Source organism: Actinomyces israelii DSM 43320 (genome assembly GCF_000711965.1).
Lineage (GTDB): Bacteria > Actinomycetota > Actinomycetes > Actinomycetales > Actinomycetaceae > Actinomyces > Actinomyces israelii.
Genome location: NZ_JONS01000028.1, coordinates 24454 through 49147 on the forward strand (window position 1 = coordinate 24454; position 24694 = coordinate 49147).

Below are 24694 nucleotides of genomic sequence, written 5' to 3' on the forward strand. Positions count from 1 at the left end.
TTGACCAGCTTTTGGTGAGGAGATCTTCCCATGACTTCGACCCGTTCGGCACCCTCGGGGAGCGTCTGGGCGCCGATACGCCGCACGGCCCTGGCAAAGGTCGTCGTCATGGGCGTGGCCGGGGTCTTCGGACTGATCAACACCCGGCTCATCATCAGCCACTTCGGCACCGACGCCTACGCCCAGTACGGGCTCCTGGCCACCTTCCCCAACCTCATGCCCTTCACCGACCTGGGCATCGGGGCAGTGATTCTCAACGCAGTGGCCGGATCGAGCGATCTTCCTCACGATGCGGTCGTGCGGCGGACCCTGACGACGGCGCTGCGCGTGCTCCTGTGCTCCGCGCTGGTCATCGCCACCACCGGCGTCGTGCTCGGTCTGTTGGGCCTGTGGCCGACCCTCCTGGGGGCCAAGCTGATGGAGGGGGGCGGGAGCACCGTCACGCTGTGCCTGGTGGTGTACGCCGCGGCCCTGCCGCTGAGCCTGGGGCAGCGGGTCGTCGTGGGGATGGGGCGCTCGACCACCCAGGTCCTGAGCCAGGGCGTCGTCTCCCCGGCCCTGACCTGCATGCTGCTGGTCGCCATCGTCACCCGCTTCGATGCGGGCAATGCGGTCTCGGTCATGTCGTACGTGGCCAACACGCTCGTGTCGGGCATCTGCGTCGTCGTGGCCTGGCGGGCCACCCGGCCCCTGCTGGCCGACGCGCTGCGGGACGTGCCCCGGCTGCGCCGGGTGCGCGGGGTGAGGATCGTGGACACCGCCGGCCCCTCCCTGGTCCAGTCCCTCATCATCCCCATCGCCTTCCAGACCGACCGCCTGCTTCTGTCCCACCTGGGGGGCGACCAGCCGCTGGCCCAGTACAACCTCGCCGCGCAGCTGTTCAACCTGCTCACGCAGACGGTCGCGGTCACGGGCGTGGCCATGTGGCCGCACTTCGCCAAGGCGCGCGCCGACGGGCGGGTGGAGTCCCCCTTCGGCGCGGCGGCCACCTTCGCCGCGTTGGGGGGAGGGCTGGGCCTGGCCATGGCCCTGGTGGCGCCGTGGGCCGCCCACGTCCTGTCCAGCGGGAAGATCGTGCTGCCGCTGCCGCTGCTGGTGGCCAATGTCGCCAACGTCGTCGTCGAGGCCGCCAAGCAGCCGCTGGGCATGTACATGACCGACCCGCGAGGGCTGCGCGCCCAGATGGTTCCGGTCATCATCCTGGTGCCCATGAACCTGGCGCTGTCCTGGGTGCTCATCACGCCCCTGGGGGCGGCCGGCCCGATCGCCGGCTCGGTCATCGCGTTGATCGTGTGCCAGCTCGTGCCCTACGCCCTGTGGGTGTCGGGCGACCTGCGCCGCCGACGCGCCCGGGACGCCCGCGACGACGCCGGGGCAGCGTCCGACGGGTACGATCCCGGGGCGGCGGCCTCCGAGAGTCGCCTGGCGCCCTCCGACGCCTCGCCCGCCGAAGACCCCGACCCGTCCGTCCCGACTCGACCGGAGAGATGATGCCCTCGACCACGCCCACCGCCCGCCCCCGCGTCTCGGAGTCCATCCGCGCCCTGTCGGCGGCGCAGAAGTCCAACGCGGGCGCCCCGCTCTACTCGCGCGTCATCAACCGCCCGGCGGGGCGCGTGCTCGCCGCCGTCGCCCACCGCGTGGGCCTGACGCCCGACCAGGTGACGGCGCTGTCGGCCTGCTGCACCTACCTCGGCATCGTGCTGATTGCCGTCTGGAGGCCCTCGGCGGCGGCCACGGTGCTCACCTCCCTGCTGCTCATGCTGGGCTACGCCCTCGACTCCGCCGACGGCCAGCTCGCGCGCCTGCGGCACGGCGGCTCCAGGGCGGGGGAGTGGCTCGACCATGTGGCCGACGTCATCAAGCTGTCCACGATCCACGCGGCGATCGCGATCAGCCTGTTCCGCTTCAGCCTGGACGGCCTCGCAGGGCCGGCCGTGCTGCTCGTGCCGCTGGCCTTCGGGGCGGTGCAGAACATCCACTTCTTCAGCTACATCCTCACCTACCAGCTGCGCTACCACGGGGGCACGCCGCTGGCGAAGAACGAGGGCAGGCCGGGGTTCGCCAAGGCGGTGCTCTCGGCGCCGACCGACTACGGGCTCATGTGCTTCGTGCTCATGCTGCGCTTCGCGCCCGTGGTCTTCGTGTGGGTGTACGGCCTCATGCTGGTCGGCTACGCGCTCTACGTCGCCCTGGCCCTGCCCAGGTGGTACCTCGAGCTGCGCCGCGGCACCTGACCCGCCCGCCCCTTCGCCCGCTTTCGCCGAGATCGGTCCGGCTCCGCGCCCTCAGGCCGGCGCGTCCGCGCCCTGGGCCAGCAGGTCCTCCACGATCCGGGCCATGGTCGCCCGGTAGCGCTCGACGCCGAAGCGCTCAGCGGCCTCCTGCCTCGCGTTCCGCGCCAGGACGCGGGCGCGCTCGGGGTCGGCCGCCAGGCTGAGCAGGGCGTCGGCGAGCGCGCGCGGCGAGCCGGGCGCGACCAGCAGCCCGGTGACGCCGTCGGCGACGACCTCGGCCAGCCCCTGCACCCGGGACGCCACCAGGGGCCGCGCGGCGTGCATGGCCTCGACCGCCGTGTTGCCGAAGGGCTCGACCCGCGAGGGCACGACGACGGCGTCGGCCCCGTAGAGCACCGGCCACGTCGGATGCACGTAGCCGAGCAGCTCGACATGGCCCGCCAGGTCAGGGCGCGCCGCCCGCTCGCGCAGCTCCTCCTCGTACCACTCGTAGCCGGGGAACACCGACCCGCACACCCGCAGGGAGGCGTTGAGCCCGTCGTCGCGCAGGTGCCCCAGGGCGTCCAGGGCGACATCGACGCCCTTGCGCGGGGAGAGCCTGGCGACCATGGCGATGCGGAAGGTCGCCTGCGGGAGGCGCTCGCGCAACGGGGGCGGGGGCGCCTCCGGCGCGGGGACGCCGTTGTGGACCACCCGGGTGCGCCGCGCCAGCAGCGGCTGGGCGCGCACGAGCGTGTCGCGCGCCGCCTGCGAGTTGACCACCACCCGGGAGGCGGCCAGCAGCGGGGCGTTGAGCCCGGCGCGCACCAGCAGGTTCTGGCTGTCCTCGGCCTCGTGGACGTGCGCCAGGACCGGCACCCCGGCGGCGCGGCCGGCCGGGGCCCACCATGGCAGGGTCACGGTGTTGACCAGGAGCAGGTCGGCACGGTCGGCCCTGATCAGGGCCCGCAGCCGGGCGACCTCGGAGGCGGAGTGCGCCGCCAGCCCGGCCAGCCCCCGCGGGCTCAGCAGGGACTTGCGCAGCACGGTGAAGGGCACGACCGCCACCCGCGCGCCGAGGGCCGTGAGCTCGGGCAGGAGCGGCCCGTCGTCGGGCAGGGCGACGTTGACCCGGTGGCCCGCGTCGGTCAGGGCCCGGATCGTCTCCAGCAGCTGGCGGTCGGAGCCGTAGAGGTCGGGCGAGGGGTGGGCGACCAGGATGGTGCTCATCCGCTCACCCCCGCGCGCCTGCCGCTGGGACGGTGGTGGGAGGGGCCCTGGACGGCCAGGCGCCGGGCCAGCGCCTCGTAGCGGTCCGCCACCTCGTCCCAGTCGTAGAGCCGGGCGCGCTCCAGGGACCGGGCGCCGCGCTCAAGCTGGGCGGCGGGGTCGGCCTCGGCGGAGTCGACCAGCCCGGCGACGTCGTCGGCGTCGGACCAGTAGCGGCCCGCCTCGCCCAGGACCTCCCGGTTGAAGGAGACGTCGAAGGCGTCGACGGCGGTCCCGGCGCCGATGGCCCGCAGCAGGGACGGGTTGGTGCCGCCCACGGAGTGGCCGTGGTGGTAGATGAGCGCGCCGGTGTAGAGCTGGTCGAGCAGCGCCTGGTCCCACACGCCGCCCAGGAGCCGCACGCGCGCATCGGCCAGCGACTCGATCCGGCGGGTGTACTCGTCGGAGTAGGGGGCGGAGCCGACGACGACGAGCGGACGGCGGGCCGAGGAGCGGGTGTAGCCGTCGACGACGACGTCGACGTGGTTCTCGATCTCGAAACGCGCCACCACCAGGTGGTACCCGCCCGCCTCCAGGCTCAGCTCGGCCAGCCGGTCGGTGCGGGTGGGCACCTGCGGGGCCCCGTAGGAGATGAGCTCGGTGGGCGCGGAGAACTCCTGGGCGTAGTAGTCGGCGATGCCCTGGGCGTCGGCGATCAGGGCGTCGGAGAGGCGCACGGCGGCGGCCTCCGCGGCGCGGTAGTAGCGCTGTCCGGCCGGGCCCCACTTGCCGCGCTTCCACTCCAGGCCGTCCACGTGGGTGGCCACGGGGATCCGGGCGGCGCGCAGCGCCGGCAGGAAGAGCGAGTTGGCGGCGTTGAAGACGAAGGCGACATCGGGGTGGACCCGCCGCAGCAGGTGCGCGATCGAGACCCCGGTGTGGGAGAGGGTCTCCAGGCTACGGCGCCGCATGGCGGGCAGCTCGACCACGCGCATGCCCCTGTAGAGGGGCGGCAGGGGCGCGTCGGCGTCGGGGTTGCGGGAGTAGACCAGCACGCGATGGCCCCGGCCGGCCAGGCGCCGGCCGACCTCCTCGATCGCGGTCTCGAAGCCGCCGTAGCGCGCGGGCACGCCGCGCGTCCCGATCATGGCGATTCTCAGGCTCTGGGGAGTGAAAACGGTCACGGTGACCTTTCATGGGGTGGGGGCGGGGTGGTACGGGATGATGCGGAAAGGCTATCGCGCACCGGCGCTACGGTGCGCGCAATGCGGAAAGTGCTTATTCTACGCGGATGATCAGACCCTTACGCATCGCCGCCCTTCTCCTCGTCCCCATCGTCGTCCCGGCCGCCGCGCTCGCCGGCTGCTCCCACTCCGACCCCTCCTCGACCGGGGCCAGCGCCTCCGCCGAGACCGCCACGGACGACCCCGTCGTGGGCACTCCCGAGCCGACCACCGTGCCGACCGTCGACACGACGCCCGTGCCGACGACGGCGGAGTCCGCGGCCGCGGTGGACTCCGGCGACCTGAGCTCCGACGAGCTCCCGCCCCAGGACCTGAGCCAGGCCGCGGCGCTCGATGACGGCCTGAACGTGCAGATCGCCGGGATCAGGGCGGCCGACATCGCGGCCGCTCCCGGTGAGGTCGGTGGCGCGGGCATTGTCGTCTCGGTCACCGTGGGGAACTCCACGGACTCGGAGATATCCCTGAGCGGACTTGTGGTCAATGTCACATATGGTTCTGAGAGCGTGCCCGCCCTCGCGTCCGAGAGCGCGTCCGACGCGGTCCCGGCCTCCCTGGCGCCCGGGCAGGCCGCGACCATCGAGTACGGATTCGTCGTTCCCGTTGAGGAGCGCGGCTCCATCAGCATCGTTGTCGACTCGGGCTCCCAGTCGCGCGCGGCCGTCTTCCAGGGGGAGGCTCCGACGTCCTGACGCCCGTGGGCGCGGCGCGCCGCTTCCCGCGGGTTCCCCACTCGCGTCCCAATGGGGTAACGTTTCCTCATTCCCGTGTCGCTCCTTTCTGCCTGGCGGGGGCGGCACTTCCCACATCACCGAGACGCCTTCCTGACCCCGGGGGGCGTCGATAGTACGGACGGAGCCCGCCTCGTGCGTCGTCACTTGCGTATCTCGTTACCAGCGTTCATCTTGAGTTCCCTTCTCCTGGCCGCCGGCGTGCTGCCGGCGGCAGGTGCCCGTGCCGACGACTCGATGAGTCCGCCGGCCGATCAGCAGGGCGCCGTCGACCCGGCCCAGCCCGTCGACAAGCAGGACCCCGCGGATCCGGCCCAGCCCGTCGACGGGGACAAGCAGGACCCGGCCCAGCCGGGCGACGGGCAGGACCCGGCGGATCCGGCCCAGCCCGTCGACAAGAACGACCAGGACCCCGCGGACCCGGCCGCACCCGGCGATGAGCAGGCGGCGGCCGATTCGCAGACCGTCTCCGCCGACGCCCTGCCCACCGCCCAGATCGGCAACGGCGTGGTGTGGGACCAGGCGGTGGTCGGCAACACCGTCTACGTCGCCGGGAGCTTCTCCACCGCGCGTCCCGCGGGCTCGGCCGCCGGTGAGAACGAGCAGTCCCGGACCAACCTCATGGCCTACGACATCACCACCGGCGAGCTGCTGGGCTGGGCCCCGACGACCAACGCTCCTGTGTACTCCATCACGCCTTCCGCGGACGGCTCCACCCTGTACCTCGGGGGCGCCTTCACCCAGCTCGACGGCGTCAACACCTACCGCGTGGGCGCGGTCTCGGCCGCTGACGGCTCCCGCCAGCAGCTGGGCGTGGCGACCAATGCCGCGGTCAGGGCCGTGGAGGTCTCCTCCGACGGCAAGACCCTTTACTTCGGCGGCGGCTTCAGCCAGGTCAACTCCTCCAGCCGCTACCGCGCCGCCGCCTTCGACCTGGGGTCGCGCACGCTCAAGGACTTCGCTCCCGGGGTCGCGGACCGCAGCGTCCTGGCGATCGCGGCCGCGCCTGACGGCAACGGCGTGGCGATCGGGGGCAGCTTCACCTCCGTGAACGGCTCCACCAGCCCCGGCTACGGCATGGCGATCCTGGAGAACGACGGCACCGTGCGCGCCAACTCGCTCACCTCGGTCGTGCGGAACGCCGGCACGTACGGGGCCATTATGAGTCTGCGCGCCGACAGTCAGGGCCTGTACGGCTCGGGCTACTCCCAGTCGCGCAGGGAGGGCAATATCGAGGGCTTGTTCCGCGCCGACTGGAACAGCGGCGAGCTGGCCTACCTGGCGGACTGCCACGGCGACACCTATGACGTCCAGCCCATGGGCGACGTCGTCTACGCCTCCAGCCACACCCATGACTGCTCCAACATCAGCGGGTTCCCCGACGCCAGGAGCTACCACCACGCCGTCGCCTTCACCAACAAGGCCACCGGCACGGTTCTGCCGAACACGGCCTGGGGGTACGCCGACCACGCGGGGCAGCCGGCCCCCACGAACCTCAACTTCTACCCGGAATTCACCGTGGGCACCTTCACCGGCCTGAACCAGGCGACCTGGACCGTTGAGGGCAACAAGGACTACATCGTCTACGGCGGGGAGTTCACGGCCGTCAACGGCACCGCGCAGCAGGGCCTGGTGCGCTTCGCCCGCCGCGGGATCGCCCCCAACAAGATGGGGCCGGAGAACAAGGGCGGCGCCTACCCGGTGACTGCGAGCTCGACCGAGTCCGGAGTCGTGTCGCTGTCCTTCCAGGCCAACTGGGACCGCGACGACACCACCCTGACCTACAAGGTCTACCGCGATAACGCCAACTCCAAGCCGGTGTCCACCCAGAAGGTCACCGCGAGCTTCTGGGACCTGCCCCAGCTCACCGCCACCGACACCGTCAAGCCCGGCACCGAGCACCGCTACCGCGTCGCCGTGGAGGACCCGTGGGGCGCCTCAACCGTTTCGGACTGGGTGAGTGTCACGGCCGCCGGGCAGCCCGGCGATGAGCCCGCGCCCGACCCGGGCGGCGGCGACGTCGGCGTGGGCGAGGCCTTCCTCGAGGACTCCTTCGACCGGACCACCGACAGCGGCTGGGGCACAGCCGACAAGGGCGGCGACTGGACGGCCGACTGGGGCCGGGGCAACTTCTCCACCGCGGACTCCAAGGGCCTGGTCGCCATGAAGGGCGCGCGCTCCTCCTCCGCGATCCACTCCGCGGTGGTCAACTCGACCTCCACGGAGGCGCAGGTCGACATGTCCCTGGACGGCCTGGCGGCCGGTAACGGCGCCTACATCACCTACGTCGGCCGCCAGACGGACGCGGGCCGCTACCAGGCGGAGTTCCGCGTGGCCGCCGACGGCACCGTGACGATGACCGTGGGCAAGAAGGTGGGCGACACCAGCACGGTGATCGGCACGGCCGCGGTCGGCAAGTACACGGCCGGGCAGCCCCTCCACCTGCGTCTGGACCTCGACGGCGCCGAGTCCACCGCTGTGCGCGCCCGCGCCTGGATCGGCGACTCCGAGCCCGCCGAGTGGCAGGTGGACAAGACCGACGACGACGCCGCCCTGGCCGCGCCCGGTTCGGTCGGAGTGTCGACCTACGTGTCGGCATCGGCCGGCTCGGGGCAGATCAACCTCGGCGTTGACTCCCTGAAGGTCACCCGCCTGCACTGAGGCGACGCATCACGATGACGCGAGTCGGAGCGCGCCGGAACCCCTCGGGCTCCCGGCGCGCTCCGGCGTCGTACGGGTCCTCAGCGGGTCAGCGGCACGCCCTCGGCAGGCGGCTCGCCCTTGCGGACCTGACGCAGGAGCCGCAGTCCGTCGCGCGTCCCGGCCCACGCGGCACGCACCGAGGAGCGCGAGCTGAGCAGCTGGCGCCGCCCTCCGCGCAGCACGATCTCCCGGGCCGCCGCCGCCGATGTGGCCGCCCAGCGGCGCTGCTCGGCGCGGCCGAGCCGAAGAGCGGCGTAGAGCAGGCGGTTGCGGGTGTTGTAGTAGTAGTAGAGGTCGGACTTGGCGCGGCCCCGGTCGGAGGCCGTCGGGTCGGTCTGCGTGCCGCCCTCGTCGTGGACCGCCGTCGTGTCCCGGACGAGCATGAGGGCGCCGCCGACGTCGAGCACGCGGGCGCAGAAGTCCACGTCCTCCCAGTACAGGAAGTAGCGCTCGTCGAAGCCGCCGGCGGCCTCGAACAGGCGCGCGGACAGCGCCAGGCAGGCGCCGCTGAGCCACGGCCGGGTCCCGCCGGGCGGGATGGGCCTGGTCGAGCGCGGCGAGCGCATGGAGCCGTCGGCCAGGCACACCACCGTGCGGTCCGCCACGACGCTCCCCTCGGAGTTGGTCAGCACGGGGGCCACCAGCGTCAGCGGCTCGGCCTGCGCCCGGCTGACGAGCCGGATGAGATTCTCCCTGGAGATGACGGCGTCGGGGTTGAGCAGGAGGAGGATCTCGGCGCCGTCGGCGCGGGCGCGCGCGGCCCCGAGGTTGATGCCGCCGCCGAACCCGGTGTTGGTCTCGGGCGTCTCGACGCTCCAGCCGTGCTCGCGCGCCAGGGCGAGCGTCGACTCGCGCGCCTCAGCGGTCGAGAAGTTGTCCACCACCACGTACCGGGCCTCGGGAACGTCCTGGCAGACTCGGGCCAGGTTGGTCCTCAGGAGCTCGGACGAGTTGTAGCCGACGACGATGACGGCGGTGCGGGCGAGCAGACGGGAGGTCTCCTCTCCCGCTGTCGGTGTGGTGCTCGTGTGATCGGTGCCCATGGCGGCCTTCCTGCAGGTGCGGCCCCTGAGGTGGCCGGGGCCGCGGCGCCCTGGAATAGTACCGTCGAGGCCGCTCACGCAGCGGAGAGGAGAGCATGGTGAACGCTCGAGAAGAGTCAACAGGCGACGACGCCGCGCGCAATCGAGCGCCTGGCACGCATCCGGTGCGTCAGGCGCCGGAGCGCCCGAGCCTGACTGTGGCAGTTCTCACGTATCGGCGCAACGCCTACCTCGCCGAGCTCCTGCCGCTGCTGCTGGCTCAGGCCGAGCAGATCGGCCAGGAGGTCGGCGCGCGCGTCCTCGTCGTCGACAACGACCCGCGGGCCGGTGCGACCGCCGTCGTCGCAGAGGCCGCGAGGGCCGCAGCCGGGGCGGGGCCGGGCCTCGTGTGCGTTCACGAGCCGGTGCCCGGCATTGTCGCCGGCCGCAACCGGGCGCTGCGCGAGTGCGGCGACCAGGACCTGCTGGTCTTCATCGACGACGACGAGCTGCCGCGCGAGGGCTGGCTGCGGGCCCTGGTGGCCTCCTGGCGCGAGCACGGCTGCGCGGCGGTGACCGGCCCCACCCCGCCGGTCTACGAGGAGGCGCCGGACGCGTGGGTCGCGGCCAGCGGCGCCTTCGACTCCTGGCGGGCCGACGACGGCGCCCGCGTGCCCAGCGCGGACACCGGCAACCTGCTGCTGGACCTGGTCGTCGTGCGCGGGCTGGGTCTGCGCTTCGACCCCCGCTACGGGCTGAGCGGGGGCGAGGACTCCCTGTTCACCCGCAGCCTGACCCTGGCCGGGGAGACCATCCGCTTCGCGACCGGCGCCGTCGTCGACAAGCGGGTGCCGCCCGAGCGCGCCACCCGCGCCTGGGTGCTGCGGCGCTCCTTCCGCTCGGGCTCCTCGTGGGCGCGCGTGCGGATCGACACCGCCCCGGGCCCCCGCCTGCCCATGCGCCTCGGATACGCCGCCAGGGGCCTGGCCCGGGCGGGACTCGACGGCGCGCGCGCCGCGGTCGCCCGCGGACGCGGGGACACGGCCGCCCGCGCCGTCCGCGAGGTGTCGTGCCGGGGGGGCCTGGGCATGGTCGTGGGCGCCTTCGGAGGGCGGGTGCTGGAGTACGGCCGCAAGCGGGAGGCGTCATGAGCGCCGCTGCGGGCGGCCTCCCGGCCGGGGGCCTGACGATCGCCATCCCGACCTACCGCAGGCCCGGCGCCGTGGTGCGCGCCGTGCGCGGCGCGCTGGCCCAGGCCGCTGCCGTGGGCGCGCCGCCCGGGGCCGTCGAGGTGCTCGTCATCGACAACGACTCCGCGTCCTCGGCGCGCGCGGCCGTGACCGCGCTGCCGGCGCCCGGCGGCGCGGGCCTGCGCTACGTCGTCGAGGAGCGCCCCGGGGTCGCCGCGGTGCGCAACCGTGCCCTGGACGAGGCCGCGGGCCGCAGGCTGCTGGTCTTCATCGACGACGACGAGGAGCCTGAGCCCGGCTGGCTCGCGGCGCTGCTGGCCACCTTCGCGGATACCGGGCCCGCCGCCGTCGCCGGACTCGTCGTGCCCGCCTACGAGAGCGCCCCCGACGCCTGGGTGCGCGCGGGCGCCTTCTTCGAGCGGCGCACCTGGCCGACGGGCACTGTGCGGCCCGTCGCCGCGACCAACAACCTGCTGCTCGACCTCGACTTCGTGCGGAACCGCGGCCTGCGCTTCGACGAGGCCTTCGGCGCCACCGGCGGGGAGGACACGCTGTTCACCCGTCGGCTCGTGGCGGCCGGGGGGCTGATCCGGTGGTGCGACGACGCCCGCGTGCGCGATCACGTACCGGCCGCCCGCCTGGACCGGGGGTGGATCCTGCGGCGTCAGCGCACCCACGCGGCGACCGCGGTGCGCGTCGAGCTCGCCCTGGCGGGTCCCGGGCCGCACATTGCGGGGCGTGCCAGGGCCTTGGGCGCCGGCCTGGTGAGGATGCTGGTCGGGTCGGCGCGCATCGGCGTCGGTCTGGTCGGCGGGTCCGTGGCGCACCGGGCTCGCGGGGCGCGTCTGGTGGCCCGCGGGCGGGGGATGGCGGCCGCGTCCGTGGGGCGCGGGGTGCACCGGGAGTACGGCAGGCCGGAGTAGGCCCGGGGCACGTACTGCGCGGGGCCTGCCGGCCGAACCGGTCTCGGGCCGGAACTCGACCGGTCCCGGCGCGGGCTAGGACCGATCTCGACGCGGCGGGGGCGCACTCGGCTCAAGGCACAGGGCCGTCCCCGCGGCGAGCACCAGGTAGGGCGGCAGGACGGGCAGGGGGCCGATCGCCGCGTTCATGAGCACCAGGAGCACGGTGAACAGCAGCCACGCCTGGAGCCGCGCGGTCCCCAGGTTGTCCCACAGGGCGAGCAGCCCCAGCCAGGCGACGAGCGCGATGAGGGCGGCGCCGGGCACCGACAGGGCGATCCAGGCGTCCACCAGGCCGGAGTGCAGCTCGAAGCCGTGGCCGAACATGTACTTGTGGACGTAGCCGTTGTCGGGGTTGTAGTGCAGGGAGGCCATTCCCTGCATGGCGGTGCGGACGTCCTCGTAGCGGGGCAGGACCCCGGCCCCGTAGCCCCACGGCCTGTGGGTCAGCAGCGCCCACGAGGCGCCCAGCTCGGGGCGCGCGGCGAAGAGCAGGTTGGTGGAGCCGCGCGACTGGGCGGCGGTGCGCTCCTGGACGTCTTCCCCCAGGTATCCCGCCAGAGAGGCCGCCACGACGGCGAGCACAGCCGCCGCGGTCAGCCCCGTCAGCAGCAGGATCTGGCGCAGGCGCAGGCTGGCGGGCGTCAATGTCTTGGTGCGCAGCCTGTCCGAGATGATCTGCCAGGTCAGGAGGGCGACGATGAGCATGAGCATGCCGGTTGAGCCGCGGGAGTCGCGGAACAGGAAGATGCCGCCCAGCACCGCGGCGGCCAGGAGCTGCCCGCCGCGTCCGAACCGGTGCGCGAGCGCCAGCACGACCACGCTCACCGCGGCCCCCAGGCCGGTCTTCCACGGGTTGGGCGAGGAGCGCAGGAGGTGGAGGCTGCTCAGGATCACGCCGGTGCCGAAGGCGATGACGGCGCCCTCGATCCCGAGCCGCTCGCGGCCCCACACGAAAGCCGCCGCGGCGGCGGGCAGGCCGATGGCGAAGAGCAGCTGGTCGCGCTGGATGGAGGAGGAGACATTGAAGCGGTCGCCCACCGAGAGGGACAGCACGCATCCGGCTGCCGCTGCGAGCAGGGCGATCGTGAGCAGGAGGGAGAAGCGCCGCGAGCGGTGCACGGCGGACCAGGTCACGGGCAGGGCCGCCAGGGCCGCGCAGTCGCTGATGCGCAGCCCGCCGGCGATCTGGGTGCGCCAGCCCACCAGCACGAGGAGCACCGCGGCCAGCGGCGGCTCCCAGGCCCAGCGGTCCGCGGCCCGCCCTCCTTCGGCGCCCGCGGCCGGTGCCGGCCGCAGGCGGCCCCTGCGCTCCCCGGCTGCCTCGGCGGCCCCCGCGGCGGGCGCCGCGCTGATCGCCGAGGCGGCTGCTGCCGCGCCCCTGAGGGGCGCGGCAGGGAAGGGGACGCCGTCCGTCACGTCAGTGGTGCCGACGACGAGGTCCCCGAACCGGTTGGGCCGTAGCTCAACGGGACCGACGGCGGCATGGCGCGTGTGCGGCGGCCGACTCTGGCGGCGGCCGGCCCGCCTCCCATGTAGCCGTCCGCATAGCTGTCGGCCCCGCTCGCGTAGACGCCGGTCTCGTCATCCGGGTAGCCGCTGGCTCCGCCACCCGGGTAGGCGCCCGGCCCGGCGACGTCCGCGCCGTCGCCGCCGGCCGCGGCCCTCGACCTGCCGGTCGCCGGCGCCGGGTTCAGCTTGCTCATGAGCAGGGCCGTCCCGGCTCCGAGAACCGCCCCGATGACCGCGCCGATCAGGGAGTAGCGGAGGCGGGAGGGGCCCGACGGCGATGTCGGGAGCGAGGCGGGGTCGATGTCGGTCAGTGTCAGGGTGGTGGAGTTCTCCTTCTGGATGGACATATTGCCGATCTCGCCGCGCAGGACGGTGATCTCGCCCTGCGCGATGGCCTGGGCCTCCTCCGGCGAGGCGGCCCGCGCGGTGACATCGATAATGAGGCTGTTCGTCGGGTTCGACAGCGTCACCGCGCCGGCGACCTTGCTCCGGTCGATGCCGGTGGAGGCGGCGACCTGGTCCACGACGGACTGGGACGTGCCGATCTCCACGAGCGTGGGCATGATGGAGGTGATCACCGACGAGGCGGAGGAGACCGCCTGGGTGCCGTCGCCGCCGTCGGCCGCCACGAGCGCCTTCGTGTGGGAGGAGTAGACCGGCGGGCTGAGGAACGCGATGCCCAGCCCGATCACGGCGCCCAGCACGACGTGCGCCAGTGCCAGCGGCGCGTGGCGGCGCAGCGCGCTCACGATCTGATCCGGCTCCATATGTGTTCTCCTTAGCCCTTGGCGGCCTGCGCCCCGAGAACCATCACGGGAGCGCAGGCCGGGCTGCCCGATGGCGATCAGTCGCAGGGGGATGATAAAAGGCTACTCGACGACATCGTCGTCCACCCAGTCAAGGGTGCGCGTCACAGCCTTGACCCAGTTGCGGAAGAGGCGCTCGCGCTCGGCCTCCTCCATCGTGGGCTCCCAGCGGCGGCCCTCCGCCCAGTTGGCGACGACGTCGTGCGTGCCCGCCCAGAAGCCCACCGCGATGCCGGCGGCGTAGGCGGCGCCGAGCGCCGTGGTCTCGGTCACCTGCGGCCGCACCACCGGCACGCCGATCTGGTCCGCCTGGAACTGCATGAGCAGCTCGTCGCGGGTCATGCCGCCGTCGACCTTGAGCTCCTGAAGAGTCGTGCCGGAGGCCTCGGCGTCCCGGTTCATGGCCTCCAGCACCTCCCGGGTCTGGAAGGCGGTGGCCTCCTCCACGGCCCGGGCGATGTGCCCCTTGTTGACGTAGCGGGTCAGCCCTACCAGGGCGCCGCGCGCGTCGGGCCGCCAGTGCGGGGCGAAGAGCCCGGAGAAGGCGGGCACGAAGTAGGCGCCGCCGTTGTCGTCCACCGAGCGGGCCAGCGCCTCGATGTCCCGGGACTCGGCGATAATGCCGAGGTTGTCGCGCAGCCACTGCACGAGCGACCCGGCCACCGCGATCGAGCCCTCCAGGGCGTAGACGGGGGCCTGGCCCTCGACCTGGTAGCACACGGTGGTCAGCAGGCCGTTGCGGCTGCGCACCGGGGTGGTGCCGGTGTTCATGAGCATGAAGCAGCCGGTGCCGTAGGTGTTCTTGGCCTGGCCCACCTCGAAGCAGGCCTGGCCGAAGGTCGCCGCCTGCTGGTCGCCCAGGATCCCGGCGATGGGGGTGTCGATGAGCAGGCCGTTCTTGCGGCCGAGCCCGAACACGCTCGAGGAGGGGCGGATCTCGGGGAGCATGGAGGCGGGGATCCCCATGTCCGCGCAGATCTCGGGGTTCCAGTCCAGGGTGTCGATGTTCATGAGCATGGTGCGAGAGGCGTTGGTGACGTCGGTGGCGTGCACGCCGCCGTCCGTCCCGCCGGTGAGGTTCCACAGCACCCAGGTGTCCATGGTGCCGGCCAGCAGCTCCCCGGCCTCGGCGCGCTCGCGGGCGCCCTCGACGTTCTCCAGGATCCAGGCGATCTTGGGGCCGGCGAAGTAGGTGGCCAGCCCCAGGCCCACCCGGTCCTTGTAGCGGTCGTAGTCGGGGGAGCCGTCCGGCGCCGGGGCCGCGGCCGCCAGGCGGTCGCAGATCCTCTGGGTGCGGGTGTCCTGCCAGACGATGACGTTGTGGACGGGCTCGCCGGTGGCCCGGTCCCACACGACGGCGCTCTCGCGCTGGTTGGTGATGCCGACGGCGGCGATCTCGTGGCGGTTGACCTCGGCGGCCGACAGGACCCCGGCCACGACCGAGCGCACATTGCGCCAGATCTCCGTCGCATCGTGCTCGACCCACCCGGCGCGCGGGAGGATCTGGGCGTGCTCCTTCTGGTCGACGGCGACGATCCTGCCGGCGTGGTCGAACAGGATGGCGCGTGACGAGGTCGTGCCCTGGTCGATGGCCAGGACGTATGTCTCGTCGGTCTTCTTACCGGTCATGGGGTGTCCTTTCGCGTCGTTGCGGTGAGTGCGCGGGCGGCCCCTCGGGGCGCCCGCCGTCGGGAGCCGGGGTCAGTAGAGGCCCGCCATGCGGGGGATGAGCAGGCCCGCGGCGAGGGCGCCGAGCACGGGGCCGAGTACCGGGACCCACGAGTAGGCCCAGTCGGAGCCGCCCTTGCCCTTGATCGGCAGGAGGGCGTGGGCGATCCGCGGCCCCAGGTCGCGCGCCGGGTTGATGGCGTACCCGGTGGGGCCTCCCAGCGACATGCCGATGGACACGATCACGAAGGCGACGGCGAGCGGGCCCAGCTGGGAGGGGGACTTGCCGTTGTAGAGGACCCAGGCGACCAGGGCGAAGGTGCCCAGGAGCTCGGTGACGACGTTCCAGCCGTAGGAGCGGATCCCCGGGGCGGTGGCGAAGCAGCCCAGCTTGGCGGCCGCCGGGGCGTCCTCGTCGAAGTGCTTCTTGTAGGCCAGCCAGGCCCCCACGGCGCCGAGGACGGCGCCCAGCGTCTGGGCGAGGACGTAGACGACGACGGTGGCCGCGGTGGCGGGGACGCCGGGGGCCAGGTCCCTGCCCGCCGCCGCCAGGCCGATGGTGACGGCCGGGTTGAGGTGGCCGCCGGTGGCGTAGGCGGCGTAGACGCCCATGAACACCGCCAGCCCCCATCCGAAGGTGATCACGACCCAGCCCGAGGCCTGAGCCTTGGACTTCGGCAGGGTCACGGCGGCGCACACGCCGGCGCCGAGGAGGATGAGGATGAATGTGCCGAAGAACTCGGACAGGAAGACCTGCCCCATGGTGAGGGTCATCGTTGCGCCCTTTCTGCACGTCGTTGTGCGGTGGAGAGGATGATTCGGAGGGGGCGGGTCAGACGGCGCGGGTCAGGTGGGCGACGGCCGCGGCGTCGGTGGTCTCGGCCTCGGCCGCCGCGATCTGGGCGACCCGCTCGGCGTAGGCCTCCCGCTCGGCCGTGACGTCGTCGTCGGACCATTCCAGCAGCGGCGCCATCACCTCCAGGACCTCGTCGGCGGCCCCCAGCCCCCGGTCGCGGCGCTCGATGTCCAGGCGCACGCGCCGCAGCAGGACGTCGTCGAGGTGGGCTGCGCCCTCGTGGGTGACGGCCCAGGCGACCTCCGCGCGCAGGAAGGCGGGCGCCTCGCCCAGCGGCCGGGCCAGGGAGGGGTCGTCGTCGATGGAGGCCAGCAGCGCGGGGAGCTCGTCCCCGTAGCGGTCCAGCAGGTGGGTGACCCGGTCCAGGGTCCAGCCGCGCTCGCGGGCGATGGCGCCGGCCTGCGCGGCCAGGGCGCGGTAGCCGGCGGCGCCCACCAGGGGCAGGTCGGCCGTGACGCAGGGGTGGGCGTGGGCGAGGGCCTCGCCCAGGGCGTGGTCGACGGCGTCGGCGGCCATGACGCGGTAGGTGGTCAGCTTGCCGCCTGCGATCGCCGTCAGCCCCGGCGCCACGCGCGTGACCGTGTGCTCGCGGGAGACCTTCGTGCTGGCCGCCTCCGCCCCGGGCTTGAGCTGGGGCTGGAGCAGGGGGCGCAGCCCCGCGTAGACGCCGATAATGTCGCTGCGGCGCAGGGGCCAGGAGAGCACCTCGTTGGCGTGCTCCAGGAGGTAGTCGACGTCCGCGGCCGTGGCCACCGGCTTGGAGACGTCCTCGGTCCACGGGGTGTCGGTGGTGCCGATGACCCAGTAGCGCGGCCACGGGATGATGAACAGGACGGACTTCTCGGTGCGCAGGAAGATGCCGGTCTCGGCGTCGATGGCCTCCTTGGGGACCACGATGTGGATGCCCTTGGAGGTGAGCACCTTCAGGCCCCCTGTGCTGGTGGCCAGGTTCTGGGTGGCCTCGGTCCACACGCCGGTGGCGTTGATGGTGCGCCTGGCGCGGATCTCGTGGGTGGCGCCGGTGGCCAGGTCGGTGACGGCCGCGCCGGTGACGGCGCCGTGGGCGCTCTTGAGGAATCCGGTCACCTTCGTGCGGCTGGCGGCCAGCGCCCCCAGGCCGACGGCGGTGCGGATGAGGTCGATGACGAGGCGGGCGTCGTCCACGCGGGCGTCGTAGAAGCGGATGGCGCCGACGAGCCCGGAGGGGTCCAGCGCCGGGGCCAGCGCCCGCGTGCCCTTGCGCCCCAGGTGCTTCTGGATGGGGACGGTGCGGTGTCCGCGGGCGCCGGCCAGCGCCAGGGCGTCGTACATGCCGACGCCCACCGCGGAGTAGGAGCGCTCGTAGTGGTGCTTGAGCGGCCACAGGAAGGGCTGGGCCTTGACCAGGTGCGGGGCGGTGGTCTGGAGCAGGCGGCCGCGCTCCGAAAGGGCCTCGCGGACCAGGGCGAAGTCGAGCTGGTAGAGGTAGCGCAGACCGCCGTGGACGAGCTTGGAGGACCAGGTGGAGGTGCCCGAGGCCCAGTCGCCCATCTCCACCACGCCGGTGCGCAGGCCGCGGGAGGCCGCGTCCAGGGCGATGCCGGCGCCGGTGATGCCGCCGCCGACGACGAGGACGTCGAGTCCCTCGGGGCCGCTCATCTCCTCCAGGGCGGCGGTGCGCTGCTCACGCGTCAGGCGCGTCAGGTCATTGGCCTCCGGGGCGGTCCGGGCGTTCATGAGGGGCTCCTTCGTCTCTTTCGTCTCTGTAGCGTCCTGCATCCAGGATCGCCGCCCTATGAGACGATGGGCAAGCCATGTGCACGAATGTGCACATCCGGGCAGAGGGGGATGAGGACGATGGGCGCAGCGCGGCCGGACCAGGCCCCGACGTCGGGCGGCGCCGGGGCCGACGGGGCTTCCGGAGCTTCCGGGGCTTCCGGGACTGCCGAGCCCCGCGAGTCTCAGCGAGCGCGCGCCGGCACCGAGGAGCAGCGGGTCTTCGAGGCCGCCTCCATGTACTACGTCCAGGCCGAGACCATGGAGGTCATCGCCCGCCACCTGCACTGCTCTCGCTCGACGGTCTCGCGCCTGCTCGCCCGGGCGCGCCGGGAGGGCGTCGTGCGCATCGAGCTGGTCCGGCCCGGCGGGGCCGGCGGCCTGGAGGCGCGCTTCGAGGCCGAGCTCGGCGTGCGCGCGCGCATCGTCCCCGTGCGCGAGGGCACCACCGAGATCCACCGCCTTCAGCAGGTCGCCGCCGTCGCCGCCTCCCGCTTCGTCGATATCGTCGGCGAGCTCGCGCAGGCCCCCGGCGCCCATGGCGGCGACGCAGGGCCCGCGCGGGCCGCCGGCGGGCAGGACGACGGCGGCCCGGGCGGGAGCGGGGACGGCGCCGGGCTCGTCGTCGGCTCCGCCTGGGGCAGAACCATGAGCGAGGTGGCGGCGGCGCTGCCGGCCAGGCGGATCCCCGGGCTGACCATCGTCCAGCTCAACGGGGCCTCGGACCCCATGCAGGAGGGGCCGTCGGCCGGCCAGATGCTGTCGCGGATGGGCGCCGCCCTGGGGGCGCGCACGATCGGGTTCCCGGTGCCCGCCTTCTTCGACCAGGCCGCGACCCGTCGCGCCATGTGGTCGGAGCGCTCGATCAAGCGCATCCTGGCCGTGGTCGCCGCCGCGCGCCTGGCCGTCTTCGGCGTGGGCACCCTGGAGTCCGGCTCCGGCGCCCTGCCCAGCCAGGTCTACGCGGGCGGCCACCTCACCCGCGCCGACCTGGCCGTCGCCCGGCGCGAGGGCGTCGTCGGGGACGTGTGCACCGTCCTGCTGCGGGGCGACGGCACCTGGGGTGACATCGAACTCAATGCCCGTGCCACCGGTCCCACCCCTGTCCGACTGGCGCGCATCCCGCGCAGACTGTGCGTCGTGGCCGGCACCGGCAAGGCCCGCGCCTGCGTCGCGGCCCTGCGCGCACGCGTGGCCACCGACCTCGTCGTCGACGATGCCACTGCCCGTGCGGTGCTGGCACTGCATCAGCGGAAGGAGACCTCATGAGCGCGAGCCCGAGCCCCCTCAACGGCGCCGTGCGCGGTCGTGCGGCGGAGCACCCCGCCCCCGGGAGCGTGTATCCCATGCGCTCCGAGCCCCTCGGCCCGCTCGGGCGCTCCGGGGCGGCCGGGCGCACCGCGCCGGCCGGGCCCGCGGCGTCCGCGCTGCCCTGGCGCATGGTCCTGCGCCCCGCCCGCCCCGCGGACGCCCGCGCCATCGCCGAGCTCGTCCGGCCCTACTCCGATCGCCGCATCCTCATCCCCAAGGACCTCATCACCTACTTCGAGGACATCCAGGAGTTCACCGTCGCCGAGGGCACGGGGTCGCTCGACGGCTCCCCGGAGAGGAGCGGCGGCATTATCGGCTGCGGGGCCCTGCACGTCATGTGGGACGACATCGCCGAGGTGCGCACGCTCGCCGTGCGCAAGGACCGCATGCACCGAGGGGTCGGCGGCGCCATCCTGAACGAGCTGCTCGATCGCGCCCGCGGTCTGGGGCTGCGGCGCGTCTTCTGCCTGACCTTCGAGGTCGATTTCTTCACGGCGCACGGCTTCCACCCCATCTGGGGCACCCCGGTGGGCATGGACACCTTCGCCGAGATGGTGCGCAGCCACGACGACGGGGTCGCCGAGTTCCTCGACCTGGCGCGGGTCAAGCCCAACACGCTGGGCAACACGCGCATGATCATCGAGTTGTGAGGGCTGGGAGGGCTGGGAGGGCTGTGAGTGCTGCAGGCGCTGCCGGCGGCCCGGCCGGGGCGACGGCGGCACTGCCCGCACGGGCGGTCGTCGACTGGTACCGCGAGCACGCCCGGCGCCTGCCGTGGCGCGAGCCGGGGACCACCCCCTACGGCGTGCTGGTCTCGGAGGTCATGAGCCAGCAGACGCCGGTGGCCCGGGTCGTGCCCGCGTGGCGGCAGTGGATGAGCCGCTGGCCGGACCCGGCCGCCCTGGCGACGGCCGAGACCGGGGACGTCCTGCGGGTGTGGGGCCGCCTGGGCTACCCCCGGCGGGCGCTGCGACTCATGGAGTGCGCCCGCGCCGTCGTCGATCGCCACGGCGGCCGCCTGCCCTGCGACCTTGAGGCGCTGCGGGCGCTGCCGGGGATCGGCGACTACACGGCCGGGGCAGTCATGGCCTTCGCCTACGGGCGCCGGGCGCTGACGCTGGACACCAATGTGCGGCGCGTACTCGCCCGCGCGGCCGGCGGCCGGGCCCTGCCGCCTCCCGCGCCGGTGCGCTCCGAGCGTGAGCGGGCCGAGGCGCTTCTGCCCGAGGACGACGCCGAGGCGGCCGCCTGGTCGGTGGCGGTCATGGAGCTGGGGGCGCTGGTGTGCACCGCCCGCGAGCCGAGCTGCGGGCGCTGCCCGTGGCGCGAGAGGTGCGCGTGGCTGGCGGCGGGCAGGCCGGCGGACGAGCACGCCGGCCGGCGCCGCAGGCAGGCCTGGCACGGGACGGACCGCCAGGCGCGGGGCCTGATCATGGCCCGGCTGCGCGAGGCCGACGCGGGCACGGCCCTGGGGGCCGGGGCGCTGCTGCGGGCCGCGAGTGGGGCCGGGGCCGGGGCCCGCGCGGGCCGGGCGGCGGATGGCGGGCAGCCGGCCCGAGCGCTGGCCTCCCTGCTGGCCGACGGTCTCATCGCCACCGACGACGACGGGGCGACCTTCCGCCTGCCCTGAGGCCGGTCGCGCGGAAGGGACTGAGGACCCATCGGGGCTGCGGGCGGGCTGGGCGCCCAATGCCAGCGGAAAGTACGCTCACGCTGGAAGGGTGCGTTCACGTTCGCCGGAGCGCCCTGGGCGGAGGCCCGAACGACCAGATACCCGGATGCCCGGCCCCGCACTGCCCCCGCGGTCCCTCTTCGTCAAGGGTCGTATTCCGGCTCGAAACCGGTTCGGTTCCGCGTCGAGATCAGTCCGAGGAGTCCGGCGGGCGTCGGCCGAGTGGCGCTGCCCTGTGGGGCCGACTGCCGGACTGTCCGGGAAGAGAACCCCTCGCGAGGTAACCTGCCTGTGCGGCTGGTACTGGTGGACGTATCCCTCCGCGGTGGTGACGGCTTCGTGGGTAGCTTGCCGACGCCGGCGCGCGAGAAGTACTTCTGATAGCTGGCACGGCTGACGCGGATCCGCGCCTGCTCGGCCACGCGTCTGTTTCCAAGCCTTCGCCGTGGACAGGTGGCTGCTGCCCGCATAGCCTGTGGCCATGTCCCCTTCCGCTGACATCGGGCGTTCGCGTGCCGGGGGCGGTGCGGGCGGCAGCTGGCGCCAGGCGCCGACAGAGAAAGTGTATTCCTGCGACCGCGCCGACCGCGATCGGGGAATCGAGGCGTGGGCGGGTTCGACGCTCGGGACTCTGGATGTCCTTTTTACTCTCAACGCCGTGTTCCGCTCGGTCAGGCCGTACACCGTCATACTTCTTTTTTGCGGATGCGCCCTTATTCTGTACGGTGCGGGAAGGTTCGTGCTGCGCGGCCAGGTCCGTGAGTCGCCCGGCCGCTGGCGTCTGGGCACCGATTCCGTTGAGTTCGGGCCGTGCTGGGGATTTCTTCTGTGGGAGCAGATGCCTCCCGCGATGGTAGTTGCTGGTGCCGTGGTCGTGCTACGGATGCCAGTACCTTCAGGTGTTACTCATTCTGGCACATCCAGGGTGCTGCCACTTGTTTTAGCCGTGCTCTGCGGCGCTGCTATCACCTGGGCGACCATGCCTGTGAATCCGCCTCAGAAGCCCGAGGTCATTCTTGAACCTCTGGGAATGTGGCTGTGGCCCGATGGCCGCTATCGTGCGTTCATTCCCTGGGAGCTGGAGCCTGTTGTTGCGGGACGTGCACGTCATGGTACGCAGGTCTGTGCGGTCATCACCCTGGACGCAGGACCTCCAGCGTATTTCCCCATATTTCCCATTCCGCTGGGCTACGTCCAGCTCCAGCGCGTGGTCGAGTTCTACTCCACCCACCCCGAGCTGCGTGACGAGCTGGCCGCTGAGGCGGGCCTTGAGCGCGTCCGCACCCTCATGTACACGCCCGTCTGGCGGGTCGAGGAGGACCTTCCTCCCGCACCGGCCGTGCCGAGCCAGGAGCCCGCCGCGCTGTACGAGGCGTTCACGCCGATCGACGACACCAACGATGTCGATGACGCTGCGGCCGCAGTGAGCGATGCGGTTGCCGACACCGGCGGCGCCGCTCCGACTTCCTCACCCGTGCCGAGGAGCCGGCCCGCTCGCAAGAACCGCGTGCTCGCCCCAACCAGGCCTCAGCCGCCGTCCGGTGCCATCGACTGCGAGAAGGCGGATGGCAGACGGAACGGCGCCCCGCTGCGCTCCCTGTTCTACGCCGTCATCGTCTTCGTGGTCCTTGTGCACTACGCGGCCGGGGACAACATCTCTGTACTCGCATTCCTGGGGTCCGGAGTTATTCTCATTCTCCTGCTCCATGCGCTACTTCTTCTGGGGATGCGGATTTCCATAGCGCTAGCATCCCGGCGATGGGGCAGGTGCTCTGAGGGGATTGCGCTGCCGCGATTCTGGATCTTCCCGGCAGCCAAGCACCTGGGTGCCCTGCTCCTTGCCGCCCTCGGGCTCTTCTCTGCCTGGTCGGTTCTTTTCGACAGAGACGTTCCCGAGGATCTCCCCATTCCTTCTCTCTGCGCCGCGACGGCCTGCATCGTTGTCGCCGTCGTGACATGGCGGAGAACCCCGCGACCGCGACTCGGGGCCGAGATCATCCTCGACCCTACAGGTCTCCGCGTCGCTCCGGGTACCCGCCACGAGGCCTCCTTCCTGTGGACGGACGGCCCCCGCGTCGTCGGCGCCGTTAGATTCGGCTCCGCGCTCGTCATCACCCCCGATTCCAGCACTGCGCCGGTCTCCGTGCGCATGGGCACCGTCCCCCTGACCTACGTCCAGCTCCAGCGTGTGGTCGAGTTCTACTCCACCCACCCCGAGCTGCGCGACGAGCTCGCCGCCGAGGCGGGCCTTGAGCGCGTCCGCACCCTCATGAGCGTTCCCGTCTGGCAGATCGAGGAAGAGGAGTCGCTACCACTTCCGAGCGCGTGCGCCCACAGACCCGCCGCGTCGAACAAGGCATGTGCGCCGGGCGATGATGGCGGGAGCGCGGAAGTCTCGCCCGCCGTTGTCATGGAGCCTCCGATCCCGCCCGGCGCTCTTGATTGCGCGAGGGCGGATCGCCGAAGGATGGCCGCGCCGCGTCGCACCCTTGTCGGGGCGCTCGGGATTCTGGCGGCTCTCATTGCCGTTCTCGCCGCCGAGTTGAGGACGACAATGATCTTCCTGCTCGCCGTCACCTTCATCCTCATGCTGCTGCGGGCCGCCGCGCTGTATGTCTTCCGGTCCCCTTTGGAGCACGCGGATGAGCAGTGGGTCCTCAGCGACAGCGGCGTCGCACTGCCATCGCTGTGGGCCTCTCCGCTCGCCACGCGCATGGGTGCGGCGGCGCTTCTCTTGACCGGGCTTTTCAGCTTCTCGGTCGCTGCGGCCGCCATCCCTCACGAGGAGCGGTTGCGCGTTCCGTCCATGGCCGCAGCGGTCGTGTGCGTCGTCGTCGCCTGTATGGTCTGGTCGGGCACCCGGCGACCCCACGGGGGGCCGGAGATCCTCCTGGACCCGCGGGGCGCTCGCTTCGCGCCGGGCACTGGCCGCGAGGTGGTGCTCCCGTGGGATGGTCACCCCCGTGTGGTTGGCGCTTCCAGGGGCCAGATGCTCGTCGGTCTTCTCTGCGACCCCGGTGCGGGCCTGGTGCGCCTGCCCATGGACTCCCTCACCGCTGGCTGCACCCAGCTCCGGCAGGTGATGGAGCTGTACTCCACCCGCCCCGAGCTGCGCCGCGAGCTCGCCGCCGAGGCGGGCCTTGAGCGCGTCCGCACCCTCATGCGCGCCCCCGTCTGAGCCGGGGAAGGGGTCCCCTGCCTCCTGCTGGCGGGCCTTGAGCGCGTCCCCATGGTTGTGGCCGCCAGTGCCGACAGTGCTGCCCCGGGCCTGCGTGGTTCCGCCGCCGTCCCACCCGCGCCCAGACCACCTCGACGGCGCCTTGGACGCGCTCGCAGGCGCACGTGCCAGATGGCGGTGAGATCAGGCGCGCCATGGTCGGCGCGGGCCAGGAGACCGTGGCCCGGGTGCCGCGCGGGGCGGGTGGGGGGTCATGCCACCGGAGGGCTGCGCCCCGCGGGGCGGCCCGTCCCACCGGCTCACGGGCTACCGGCCGTCATGTTCGTGCCGGTTCGTTGTGGGTGGGGTGGGGTCTGGCGGGTGGGTGTGTTCGGTTCTGTGGTGTTTCGGGGCGGTGTGGGCTGGGCTACATTGTGTTCTTTCTGTTGTCTCTGCGATAGGCCCCGTGGCCGACTGGGTGCGGCCGACTGGGTGCGGGGGTGTGTGCCTGTGGATCTGGATGTGGTCTTCGATGAGCTGGCTCGTGCCGCGCGCCTGGCCGATGGGTGCGGGCAGGAGGTCGCCGGGGTGGTTGTGGAGGCCGGCGACGGCGGCGCCCTGGGTGAGGCGGCCCTGGTCGGCGCCGCGGCCTCGTTCGCCTCGGTGCGCACCGGCGCGGCCCG

18 protein-coding genes are annotated in these 24694 nt (G+C 72.9%); 10 read left to right on the forward strand and 8 right to left on the reverse strand.

Annotation, left to right across the window (positions count from 1 at the left end):
- Positions 1-30 precede the first annotated feature (30 nt).
- Both O145_RS10360 and O145_RS10365 read left to right on the forward strand, forming a co-directional pair.
- Positions 31-1491 (forward strand): oligosaccharide flippase family protein, encoded by a 1461-nt coding sequence (locus tag O145_RS10360; protein ID WP_043562728.1) that lies wholly within the window; start codon positions 31-33, stop codon positions 1489-1491.
- On the forward strand, positions 1491-2237 hold the full coding sequence (locus O145_RS10365; protein WP_043562729.1) for a CDP-alcohol phosphatidyltransferase family protein: 747 nt from the start codon (positions 1491-1493) through the stop codon (positions 2235-2237). Before O145_RS10360 ends, O145_RS10365 begins: the two co-directional genes overlap by 1 nt.
- 51 nt (positions 2238-2288) lie before the next feature.
- On the opposite strand, the gene O145_RS10370 is transcribed toward O145_RS10365, so the two are convergent.
- Both O145_RS10370 and O145_RS10375 read right to left on the reverse strand, forming a co-directional pair.
- Positions 2289-3446, reverse strand: a complete 1158-nt coding sequence (locus O145_RS10370) for a glycosyltransferase family 4 protein (RefSeq protein ID WP_043562731.1) — start codon at positions 3444-3446, stop codon at positions 2289-2291.
- Positions 3443-4609 (reverse strand): DUF1972 domain-containing protein, encoded by a 1167-nt coding sequence (locus O145_RS10375; RefSeq protein ID WP_043562733.1) that lies wholly within the window; start codon positions 4607-4609, stop codon positions 3443-3445. The genes O145_RS10370 and O145_RS10375 overlap by 4 nt, the downstream gene beginning before the upstream one ends.
- Before the next feature lie 107 nt (positions 4610-4716).
- Between O145_RS10375 and O145_RS10380 the strand changes: the two genes are divergently transcribed.
- Both O145_RS10380 and O145_RS10385 read left to right on the forward strand, forming a co-directional pair.
- Positions 4717-5358: a hypothetical protein gene (locus tag O145_RS10380; protein ID WP_052374983.1), complete on the forward strand. Its 642-nt coding sequence runs from the start codon at positions 4717-4719 to the stop codon at positions 5356-5358.
- 213 nt (positions 5359-5571) lie between these two features.
- The gene (locus O145_RS10385) at positions 5572-8058 is read left to right on the forward strand and encodes an ICP22 family protein (protein ID WP_229118496.1); all 2487 of its coding nucleotides are present in this window, start codon (positions 5572-5574) and stop codon (positions 8056-8058) included.
- A gap of 80 nt (positions 8059-8138) precedes the next feature.
- Here the strand turns inward: O145_RS10385 and O145_RS10390 are convergent, their stop codons facing one another.
- Positions 8139-9143, reverse strand: a complete 1005-nt coding sequence (locus O145_RS10390) for a glycosyltransferase family 2 protein (RefSeq protein ID WP_043562737.1) — start codon at positions 9141-9143, stop codon at positions 8139-8141.
- Positions 9144-9340: 197 nt separating this feature from the next.
- Here O145_RS10390 and O145_RS10395 point away from each other — a divergent pair, with 197 nt between their 5' ends.
- Together O145_RS10395 and O145_RS10400 are read left to right on the forward strand one after the other, a co-directional pair.
- Positions 9341-10273: a glycosyltransferase family 2 protein gene (locus O145_RS10395; protein ID WP_411265958.1), complete on the forward strand. Its 933-nt coding sequence runs from the start codon at positions 9341-9343 to the stop codon at positions 10271-10273.
- Positions 10270-11235, forward strand: coding sequence for a glycosyltransferase family 2 protein (locus O145_RS10400; protein WP_043562741.1), 966 nt, complete (start codon positions 10270-10272; stop codon positions 11233-11235). The genes O145_RS10395 and O145_RS10400 overlap by 4 nt, the downstream gene beginning before the upstream one ends.
- A 75-nt stretch (positions 11236-11310) precedes the next feature.
- Here the strand turns inward: O145_RS10400 and O145_RS10405 are convergent, their stop codons facing one another.
- From O145_RS10405 to O145_RS10425, 5 genes are all read right to left on the reverse strand, one after another.
- Positions 11311-12693: a hypothetical protein gene (locus tag O145_RS10405; protein ID WP_043562743.1), complete on the reverse strand. Its 1383-nt coding sequence runs from the start codon at positions 12691-12693 to the stop codon at positions 11311-11313.
- Positions 12690-13553: a YveK family protein gene (locus O145_RS10410; RefSeq protein WP_043562745.1), complete on the reverse strand. Its 864-nt coding sequence runs from the start codon at positions 13551-13553 to the stop codon at positions 12690-12692. The genes O145_RS10405 and O145_RS10410 overlap by 4 nt, the downstream gene beginning before the upstream one ends.
- Before the next feature lie 102 nt (positions 13554-13655).
- Positions 13656-15221 carry a glycerol kinase GlpK gene (gene glpK / locus O145_RS10415; RefSeq protein WP_043562747.1) on the reverse strand — a complete coding sequence of 522 codons (1566 nt, stop codon included), beginning with the start codon at positions 15219-15221 and terminating at the stop codon, positions 13656-13658.
- Between the two features lie 72 nt (positions 15222-15293).
- The gene (locus O145_RS10420) at positions 15294-16034 is read right to left on the reverse strand and encodes an MIP/aquaporin family protein (RefSeq protein ID WP_043562749.1); all 741 of its coding nucleotides are present in this window, start codon (positions 16032-16034) and stop codon (positions 15294-15296) included.
- A gap of 58 nt (positions 16035-16092) precedes the next feature.
- Positions 16093-17832: a glycerol-3-phosphate dehydrogenase/oxidase gene (locus O145_RS10425; RefSeq protein WP_043562750.1), complete on the reverse strand. Its 1740-nt coding sequence runs from the start codon at positions 17830-17832 to the stop codon at positions 16093-16095.
- 120 nt (positions 17833-17952) lie between these two features.
- On the opposite strand from O145_RS10425, the gene O145_RS10430 reads away from it, so the two are divergent.
- From O145_RS10430 to O145_RS16565, 4 genes are all read left to right on the forward strand, one after another.
- Positions 17953-19140, forward strand: coding sequence for a sugar-binding transcriptional regulator (locus O145_RS10430; protein ID WP_084682538.1), 1188 nt, complete (start codon positions 17953-17955; stop codon positions 19138-19140).
- A 77-nt stretch (positions 19141-19217) separates the two neighbouring features.
- Positions 19218-19832 carry an amino-acid N-acetyltransferase gene (locus O145_RS10435; RefSeq protein ID WP_043562760.1) on the forward strand — a complete coding sequence of 205 codons (615 nt, stop codon included), beginning with the start codon at positions 19218-19220 and terminating at the stop codon, positions 19830-19832.
- 23 nt (positions 19833-19855) lie between these two features.
- The gene (locus O145_RS10440) at positions 19856-20812 is read left to right on the forward strand and encodes an HhH-GPD family protein (protein ID WP_229118497.1); all 957 of its coding nucleotides are present in this window, start codon (positions 19856-19858) and stop codon (positions 20810-20812) included.
- A gap of 523 nt (positions 20813-21335) precedes the next feature.
- Positions 21336-24032, forward strand: coding sequence for a hypothetical protein (locus O145_RS16565; RefSeq protein WP_156966714.1), 2697 nt, complete (start codon positions 21336-21338; stop codon positions 24030-24032).
- The last annotated feature ends 662 nt before the right edge of the window (positions 24033-24694 follow it).